A 393-nucleotide genomic window follows, 5' to 3' on the forward strand; every position below is an offset into this window, starting at 1 on the left:
GTGGAGTCGTTGTTGAAATACCACTCTGATCGGATTGGATACCTTAACCTTGGCCCATGATCTGGGTTGGGGACAGTGCCTGGTGGGTAGTTTAACTGGGGCGGTTGCCTCCCAAAATGTAACGGAGGCGCCCAAAGGTTCCCTCAGCCTGGTTGGCAATCAGGTAGCGAGTGTAAGTGCACAAGGGAGCTTGACTGTGAGACAGACATGTCGAACAGGGACGAAAGTCGGGACTAGTGATCCGGCACCTACTTGTGGATGTGGTGTCGCTCAACGGATAAAAGGTACCCCGGGGATAACAGGCTGATCTTCCCCAAGAGTCCATATCGACGGGATGGTTTGGCACCTCGATGTCGGCTCGTCGCATCCTGGGGCTGGAGTAGGTCCCAAGGG

Annotated in this window: 1 rRNA gene; it reads left to right on the top strand. The window is 55.2% G+C overall.

Annotation, left to right across the window (positions count from 1 at the left end):
* Positions 1–393 (top strand): 23S ribosomal RNA (locus HMPREF2604_RS02985); the annotation flags it as partial.

The sequence above is a fragment of the Corynebacterium sp. HMSC055A01 genome, assembly GCF_001809405.1.
GTDB lineage: Bacteria > Actinomycetota > Actinomycetes > Mycobacteriales > Mycobacteriaceae > Corynebacterium > Corynebacterium hesseae.